The 8,433-nt window shown below is 58.7% G+C and carries 10 protein-coding genes; 1 reads left to right on the plus strand and 9 read right to left on the minus strand.

Annotated elements, in window-relative coordinates; translation table 11 throughout:
* The first annotated feature begins 238 nt into the window (after positions 1-238).
* Positions 239-715, plus strand: a complete 477-nt coding sequence (bfr, locus tag ACEW8J_RS06845) for a bacterioferritin (RefSeq protein WP_373490895.1) — start codon at positions 239-241, stop codon at positions 713-715.
* A gap of 11 nt (positions 716-726) precedes the next feature.
* On the opposite strand, the gene ACEW8J_RS06850 is transcribed toward bfr, so the two are convergent.
* The 9 genes from ACEW8J_RS06850 to ACEW8J_RS06890 form a co-directional block, all read right to left on the minus strand.
* Entirely contained in the window at positions 727-1,140 is a 414-nt protein-coding gene (locus ACEW8J_RS06850) for an Hpt domain-containing protein (protein ID WP_373490896.1), read from the minus strand.
* A gap of 134 nt (positions 1,141-1,274) precedes the next feature.
* Positions 1,275-2,666 (minus strand): ribosome biogenesis GTPase Der, encoded by a 1,392-nt coding sequence (gene der / locus ACEW8J_RS06855; protein ID WP_373490897.1) that lies wholly within the window; start codon positions 2,664-2,666, stop codon positions 1,275-1,277.
* A 31-nt stretch (positions 2,667-2,697) separates the two neighbouring features.
* Positions 2,698-4,032, minus strand: coding sequence for a PQQ-binding-like beta-propeller repeat protein (locus ACEW8J_RS06860; RefSeq protein ID WP_373490898.1), 1,335 nt, complete (start codon positions 4,030-4,032; stop codon positions 2,698-2,700).
* Positions 4,029-4,799 (minus strand): tetratricopeptide repeat protein, encoded by a 771-nt coding sequence (locus ACEW8J_RS06865; RefSeq protein ID WP_373490899.1) that lies wholly within the window; start codon positions 4,797-4,799, stop codon positions 4,029-4,031. The genes ACEW8J_RS06860 and ACEW8J_RS06865 overlap by 4 nt, the downstream gene beginning before the upstream one ends.
* 157 nt (positions 4,800-4,956) lie before the next feature.
* Positions 4,957-5,829: a 3-methyl-2-oxobutanoate hydroxymethyltransferase gene (gene panB, locus ACEW8J_RS06870; protein WP_373490900.1), complete on the minus strand. Its 873-nt coding sequence runs from the start codon at positions 5,827-5,829 to the stop codon at positions 4,957-4,959.
* An 85-nt stretch (positions 5,830-5,914) separates the two neighbouring features.
* The gene (locus ACEW8J_RS06875) at positions 5,915-7,000 is read right to left on the minus strand and encodes a glycerophosphodiester phosphodiesterase (protein WP_373490901.1); all 1,086 of its coding nucleotides are present in this window, start codon (positions 6,998-7,000) and stop codon (positions 5,915-5,917) included.
* A 2-nt stretch (positions 7,001-7,002) separates the two neighbouring features.
* On the minus strand, positions 7,003-7,284 hold the full coding sequence (locus tag ACEW8J_RS06880) for a DUF427 domain-containing protein (protein WP_373490902.1): 282 nt from the start codon (positions 7,282-7,284) through the stop codon (positions 7,003-7,005).
* Between the two features lie 202 nt (positions 7,285-7,486).
* Positions 7,487-7,855, minus strand: a complete 369-nt coding sequence (locus ACEW8J_RS06885; protein ID WP_373490903.1) for an ArsC family reductase — start codon at positions 7,853-7,855, stop codon at positions 7,487-7,489.
* 92 nt (positions 7,856-7,947) lie between these two features.
* Positions 7,948-8,433: NAD(P)-dependent alcohol dehydrogenase (locus ACEW8J_RS06890; protein ID WP_373490904.1), on the minus strand; the 486-nt coding region annotated here is incomplete at its 5' end.

Here is an 8,433-nt window from a genome sequence, read left to right on the forward strand (position 1 = left end):
CGCAGCGGGGCCGACCGGCCATCGCAGGTCTACGCATTGCTCGGTCGCAAACCGAAATGCGGACAATGTCTCGCCTTTGCCCAGACAATCATCCGATCCGAAGTTGCAACCGCTTAGCATTCTCGTTATCAAATCATTGAAATAATTATATTTTTTATCGCAAGCGCCCTTTCGCTTGGTCGGCCAATGCTGTATGGAAACAGCCAATCACTTGACCGACAACCGGAAGGACGCTGCCATGAAGGGCGATACAAAAGTCATCGAGTTTCTCAACGAAGCTCTGAAAAACGAACTCACTGCGATCAATCAATATTGGCTGCACTACCGTATGCTCGACAATTGGGGCGTGACCCGCCTTGCCGAATTCGAACGGCACGAATCGATTGACGAGATGAAGCATGCCGACAAGCTGGCCGAGCGTATCTTCTTTCTCGACGGCTTGCCGAACTTCCAGCTGCTGGGCCGGTTGAAAATCGGTGAAACGGTGGAGGAAATCCTCAAGGCCGATCTAGAACTCGAATATGAGGCTCTGCCGATGCTCAAGGACGCGATCGAACATTGCGAAACCGTCCGCGATTATGTCAGCCGCGACCTGTTTGCCGAAATCCTCGAAAGCGAGGAAGATCACGTCGATTCACTCGAGCAGCAGTTTGACATGATCGAACGGATGGGCATTGAAAATTATATCCAGCTGCAGTCGAAGCCGGTCGAATAGCAAAAGCTGATTCAGCCAAGCAGGCGACCAAAACCTTGCGGGCGGCGCTGCTGGACTAGCGGACTGGCATCCTCTTCCAGTATTGCCAATGTTTCGTGAAACATCGGCCGCAAGGCCGCCACCAGTTCGATCACCTCTTCGGGCGTTTCATGATGCTCGACGCAGGTGCGGGCGGTCATTTCGATCGTTTCTGCGGTCGCGCTCAATCGCAAGGCGCCCAGTTGCAGCGCCTCCCCCTTCAGCTTGTGCGCGGCGAGCACCATCGCGGCGGGATCTTTGGCGCGCATGGCCTGTTCGATCTCGTTTACAGACCGGGTGCCATCTTCGCGGAAATAGCCGAGTATGCGCACGAAATTCGGGCCAAGCGCGGCACGGGTGTCGGCGCTGACGGTCCAGTCGATCAATTCGCTTTCCAATGGTGCCACCGGGGGTTCCTGACAAACATAGCGGAATTGCGCTACTCTCGCAGAATCTAGGACGATAGCGGTAAAAACTTTCTTACCGGATTCAAATTTAGTTAACCAAAATCGGCCGCAGCTTGCGCCATGTTACAGAAAAATCAGTCTTTTTCGTGATAGGGATTTTTCGGGGCGCGGATGATCAGCCGCACCGGCACGCCGCCAAAGCCCAGTTCCCGGCGGATGCCGTTGATCAGATAACGCCGATAGCTTTCCGGCAGGTCATCGATTCGCGTCCCGAAAATCACGAAGGACGGCGGCCGTGTCTTGGCCTGGGTGATATAGCGCAGCTTGATCCGCTTGCCGCCTGGTGCAGGCGGCGGATTCTCGGTGATCGCATCTTCGAACCAGCGGTTGAGCCTGCCAGTCGATACCCGCTGCGACCAGATCCGGCGGGCCTGGAAAGCCGCTTTCAGCAACTGGTCTATGCCCTTGCCGGTAAAGGCGGACACGGCAATCAGCGGCACATCGCGCACCTGCGCCAGTCCGTCATTCAGCGCGGCCCTGATGCCGTTGAACAATTTGCTCGGCCCTTCTGCCACGTCCCATTTGTTGATTCCGATAACCAGACAGCGGCCCTCCTGGATCACATGATCGGCGATGCGCAGATCCTGCGCCTCGAGACCTTTGGTCGCATCCAGCAGCAGCACCACCACTTCGGCAAAATCGACGGCGTGACGGGCATCGGCCACGGCCAGTTTTTCGAGCTTGTCGTTGACCTTGGCTCGCTTGCGCATGCCGGCGGTATCGATCAGCCGCACCTGGCGGTCGGCCGTGACACCGTCGAGCTTCTCTTCCTCGGTCAGTTCGTCATCATGCCAGACCCAGTCGACCGTGATACTGTCGCGGGTGATACCCGCTTCCGGACCGGTGATCATGCGGTCTTCGTCCAGCATCTTGTTGATCAGCGTCGATTTTCCGGCATTGGGTCGTCCGACGATGGCCAGTTTCAGCGGCGCGGATTCGTCGGTGGGCTCTTCCGTGGCCGCAGCCTCGTAATTCTCGACATAGGGCTGAATCGCCTGGAACAGATCGGCCATGCCGTCGCCATGTTCGGCGCTGAACGGAATCGGATCGCCAAAACCGAGTGCATAGCTTTCCAATATGCCGCTGTCAGCCGCCTTGCCTTCGGCCTTGTTGACCAGCAGAACGACCGGTTTCTTCGCACTTCTCAGCCAGCGCGCAATCTCTTCATCCAGCGGGGTCAGGCCGGCACGGCCATCGATCACGAATATTGCCAGCTCCGCGCCTGCCACCGCCTGCTCGGTCTGCTTGCGCATCCGACCGGGCAGGCTTTTGGCATCTTCATCTTCATAGCCAGCGGTATCGACAATATTGAATTCGAGACCCAGCAGATTGGCTGCCGCCTCGCGGCGGTCACGGGTCACCCCGGGCGTGTCGTCGACGAGCGCCAGCTTCTTGCCAACCAGTCGGTTGAACAGGGTGGATTTGCCGACATTGGGTCGGCCGATGATTGCTATATTGGGCAGCATGAAGCCGGTCCCTGTCCTTTGGTTCTGATCCTCAGCGGTAAGCCGAAATCCGTCCGCTGTCGTCAAGAATGTAGAGCATGCCGCCAGCAACGATCGGTGGCAGCGAGACGCCCTTGTCCAGTTCGAACAATGTCTGACTGGAACCTTCCCCCGGCGAAATCGCCACGACCTCCCCTTCAGTGCTGGCAACGATCAGGCGATTGCCGGCCAGAATCGGGCCGGTCCAGCTGATCGGATTCTTCTTCTTCTCTTCATTCTTGAAGGAAGCAAGCTGGCTGATCCAGCGCACCTTGCCGTTTGGCCGGGCGATGCACAGCAGCTTCGCATCATCGGTCAGCACGAACACCCACTCGCCAGCCACGACCGGCGTCGTGATGCCGGCAATATTCAGTTCCCAGATCCGCTGGCCCGTCACCAGTTCATAGGCCGCCATCCGGCCGCCCTGTCCCAGCGCAAACACCCGGCCACGATCAATCACCGGATCGGCATCAATATCGGACAGGGTCGCGACCGATGTCGTGATACTGGTCCGCGCCAGCGCATCATTCCACAAATTGCGGCCATTCTCATAGCGATAGGCGGTCAGCTCACCCGACGAATAGCCGGCAATAATCGTGCCTTGGCCGGCAGAAGGGGCGGCCACGCCGAAAATACCTGCCAGACCAACGGTGCCGGCCTCATTCCACTGCACCGATCCATCGAGCATGTTGAGCGCATAGATCTGATTGTCCTGGGTCATCACATAGACATTGCCGTTGGAAATGGTCGGTGATCCGCGCAACGGACCGGCCGGCCGCACTTTCCATTTCTGGCTGCCATCGGCTGCGTTGAGCGCGACGACATCGCCAACCCCGTTGGTCGCATAGACGATATTGTCAAACACGCTCACGCCACCGCCAAAACGCGAAGCTTTGACAGAATCTTGCACATCAATCTGGGTAGACCAGACTTTCGCGCCGGTGGCGGCATCAAACGCATGCACCATGGCCTGCGTGTCCGTGACATATAGCCGTCCGCCAGCCACCACCGGAGCGGATGCCAGCCGTTCCCGTTTCGACGTGCCGCTGATATTGGCGGTCCAGACCCGGCCGAGATTGCCTCCCAGCGCGACATGGCCAATTGATTTGCTGGCATTGCCGCCCGATTGGGCCCATTCGCTGTTGGCAACCGGTTCGGGCAGGATCACCGCGATCGAGGACAGTGCAGGATCGACTTCCGCACCGCTTTCGCCACTCAATATCGGGGTGCGCTTGCCGATCGTCGGCGTGTTCTTCTTGCCATCGCCATCGCCACCACCCAATATGCCGCAGCCGGATAGCAGGGACAGGGCGATCAGGCCGGCAGTCAGTTTCTTAGCGGAAATCATTCCTTGGCTTCTCCTTCAGCCGCGCCCGCAGTAAGCGGTGCAACATTTCTTTCATCACTGGCCGATTCCACGGCGTCAATGCCTTCGACGCCCGCCATCTGCAAGGCGCGCGACCGGATCGTTGCCGGGACGCCTTGATCTTTGGCTAGCTGGGCGAACAGCGGACCGGCCAGATCAGACTTGTTCATGTTCAGGTAGGATAATGCGACCATCTCGCCGGCGCTGCCGAACCAGGGGTTGCCGGGCACCGCAAGCGGCTTCAGCCGGTCAATCACCTGCTGCGGCTTGAGCGTGTCGAATTGGGCGGTGGTCTGGCGGATCAATGCGAGATCGCGAAACGGCCGCGGCAGGCTGTCATCGGCAATGATCTTGCCATAGCCTGCAATCGCCTTTTGCGGCTCATCTTTCTCCAGGGCAATATTGGCCTGCAGCATTTGGGCTGCGGCGCGATATCCGGCCTGCTTGGCTTCCATCAGCGGCTCGAGCGCCGATGCGGCCCCGTCCAGATTGCCCTGGCGGATGCTGTCGATCGCAGCGACATATTCTTCGCTGCGCAGACCGGAATCCTCATTCTGGCTGTTCTGGTAGAATATCCAGCCCGCCAGAGAAGCAAGACCGATGATGACAACCGCAAAAACCCAAAGCCCGTAACGAGCCACGAAACTTTTCAGCTGGTCCTCACGCACCGCCTCGTCGACTTCGCGCATGAATACCTGTTCCGAATGATCGGGCTTCTCTTCAGGTGCTTTGTCTTTGTCTTTGGCCAATGTGGCTTCCTCAAATCTGTTTCGCATGCCTGGTCCGCCGGTCAGGCGAAGCGGCATGGCAATCGGCAGTCCTTTAGCGCCCGTTACGGCAAATGTAAAAGTCTATTGACCATTTCCACAGGCTGAACGGAGGATCGGACGAAAGTAGGAAATATAGCTATTTTTTCGGCTGATAGAGCTGTTCGGGGCCCGGAAAACTGCGCTCCCTGACCTCTCCGGCATATTGCTCGGCGGCCTGATCGATTTGCTCGGCAATATTATGATAGCGTTTCACGAAGCGGGCGGTCCGGTCGAACATACCGAGCATATCTTCCGTGACCAGCACCTGGCCATCGCACTGCGCCGATGCGCCGATACCGATGGTGATCGCTTCCACCGCCTTTGTCGCTTCGATCGCGATCAGCTCGAGCACGCCTTCCAGAACGATCGCAAAGGCACCCGCCTTGTCCAGCGCCACCGCGTCACCGACAATCTTCTTTGCTTCTGCATCGTCGCGCCCGCGCGCAGCATAGCCGCCCAGCACATTGATAGCCTGCGGGGTGAGGCCGACATGACCAACCACCGGAATGCCGCGCTGCACCAGAAACGCGACCGTTTCGGCCATGACCTCGCCGCCCTCCAGCTTCACAGCTGCAGCCCCGGTTTGTTTAAGGATAAGGGCCGCGCTCTCATAGGCCTGCTCCGGCGACCGTTCGTAGGAGCCGAAGGGCATGTCGACGACGACCACGCTATGATAGCTGCCCCGGACCACCGCCGCGCCATGGTTGCACATCATGTCGAGCGTCACCGGAATGGTCGAATCGAGCCCGTATATGACCTGCGCCAGCGAATCGCCGACCAGCAGCATGTCGCAATGCGCGTCAAGCAGTTGCGCCGTCCGCGCGGTATAGGCGGTCAGCATTACCACCGGGTCGGCGGTGACGCCATCGACCTTGCGGCCCTGGATCTTGGGAACGGACAAGCGGCGCATCGGTTGCGGCCGCGGATTGGCCCGGCTGGTGGCAGTATCAAGTTTGAAGGTCGTGGACATGGCAATCCTAAACAATGGCCCTGAGCAATGGCGTTGAAAGATGGCCCCTGATAAGCGACCCTGGCGGATAAGGCCAGCTTCGCGATTATGGCTTCACCGCCGCCACCGCCTCGGCCGGATTGTCGCTGAACAGGCCATCCACTCCGGCGGCGACAAAGGCGCGCACTTCGGCGGCGAGATCGCCCGGTTCGCGTGGATCAATTCCGCTCTTGAAATCGGTCGGCAGAAAATAATTCTCTTTCCGGAATGTCCACGGATGGACCAGCAGCCCCACCTTGTGCGCCGCCGCGACCAGCCCGGTCGGGGCGCTTAGCTGGCCCAGGACATTGCGGCCAATCACCAGATCCTTTGCCGGACCGAGGCCATCGGCATAGGAAGCGATTTCGCTCAAACCATCGGCTGTGAGCATGGATGCATAGGTCCGTCCCTGATCATCGGCTGGCCCGCCCTCCCCCGCGACCAGTTGCACCAGCCGGACATCGGTTTTTGTCGCCAGCATCTTCAGGTTGCCAATCTCGAACGACTGGATGAAAACCGGATCATCCGCGCCATCCAGACCATATTTGCCGAGCAGGGTGAGCAACGGCGCTTCATGCGCCAGTCCGATCGACGCGAAATAGCTCGGATGTTTGGTTTCCGGATAGACGCCGACCCGCTTGCCGCTTTGCTCTTGATGCTGTTGCAGCAGTTGCAGGATTTCTTCAAAACTGGGGATCTCGAACTGGCCGTCATATGCGCTGTTCGCCGCCCGCAATTCGGGTAGCCGCTCTTTCGCTCGCAATGTCTTCAGTTCGGCGAGGGTAAAATCTTCGGTGAACCAGCCTTCATAACGCGTGCCGTCGATCAGCTTTTCCGTCTTGCGTTCGGCAAATTCCAGTCTGTCCGCTACATCGGTGGTTTCGCTGATCTCATTTTCGTGCCGTGCCACCAGAATGCCGTCCCGGGTCAGCACCAGATCGGGTTCGATAAAATCGGCACCCTGCTCGATCGCCAGACGATAGGCGGCCAAAGTGTGTTCCGGGCGGGCGCCGCTGGCACCGCGATGAGCAATGATGATCGCCGGATTTCCGCTCAATGTCGGCACATGCATTTCAGACTCCCCGCCAGGTCCGGCCTGAACGCCGCATCCGGCCAGCGCGAACAGCATCATCAAGGCAGCCGGGATGCGCATGTCTAGCCGACCTCGACACCTTTCCAGAACGCGATCCGTCCAGCAATTTCATGGGCTGCCGCTTTCGGTGACGGGTAATACCAGGCAGCATCCTCGTTGATTTCCCCTCCGACAATCAGCGAATGATAAGAGGCATCACCTTTCCACGGGCAGTGGCTGGTCACATCGCTGTGCATCAGATATTTTGACCAGACCGAATCGCGCGGAAAATAATGATTGCCCTCGACCACTACCGTATCGTCGCTCTCCGCGATCACCACATCATTCCATTTCGCCTGAACCATATCGATAGCCTTTTCACCTGAGCCGAACAGCGTCAATCAAGATCATCTGCGGCCTTGTCCCATGCCCGGCACAAAAGTCCGCGCGCGGCTGGCAGGGATAGGAGCAGCGCCGCCGCGTGGCGATACGGCAATCGGGGCGGTTCGACGCGATGCGGCGGCAAAAGGTCGGGCCATTCCGCGCGAAGCAACGCCCATGACTTGATCAGCTGTTACGCGCGGCCAGCCCGGCGGCTTCATAGTCCGAAGCCTTGAAACCCACGACCAGTTCCTCGCCATGTTCCAGCACCGGCCGTTTGATCATGCTGGGATTTTCCGCCATCACCATAACCGCCGTATCGTCGCTGATATTTTCCTTCACCATGTCGGGCAGCTTGCGAAAGGTCGTGCCGCGCTTGTTGATCAGCGTTTCCCAGCCGACCTGCATCACCCACATTTCCAGCTTGTCCTTGCTGATCCCCGACTTTTTATAGTCATGGAAAACATAGTTGATGCCGTTTCGCTCCATCCAGTTGCGCGCCTTCTTGACGGTGTCGCAATTGGAAATGCCGTACATTTTGGTTTCGCCAGCCATGGTTCGTGTTCCTGATAAATTGCCCGGATTCGATCGATGCGAGCGCTAGGCTCAAAAACTCAAATTGGCAATGCTTTGCGCAGGATGGAGGACTAGATATCGACGATGATCTTGCCGAAATGCTGGCCCGATTCTTGGTGGCGGAAGGCGTCGGCCAGATTGGCGAGCGGGAAGGACTTGTCGAGCACCGGCTTGATGCCATTGGCCTCGATCGCCGCGATCATGTCCAGCTGTTGCGCCCGGCTGCCTACGGTCAGGCCCTGCACCCGCAGATTTTTCGCCATCAGCAGCGCCGTTTGCACCGGCCCGGCAAAGCCCGTCAGCACGCCAATCAGCGCCACATGGCCACCGATTCGTGTCGCCATCATGGACTGGTCAAGCGTACCGGGGCCGCCGATTTCGACAACGCAATCCACGCCTTTGCCGCCGGTCAGTTCGAGCACTTTCGGTCCCCAGGCTTCGACTTCCTTGTAATTGATCAGATGGTCTGCGCCCATTTCCTTCAGCCGTTCGAGCTTCTCGTTCGACGAAGATGTCGCAATCACCGTCGCGCCCGCCGCCTTGGCGAATTGCAGCGC

Source organism: Parasphingorhabdus sp. (genome assembly GCF_041748495.1).
Taxonomy (GTDB): domain Bacteria; phylum Pseudomonadota; class Alphaproteobacteria; order Sphingomonadales; family Sphingomonadaceae; genus Parasphingorhabdus.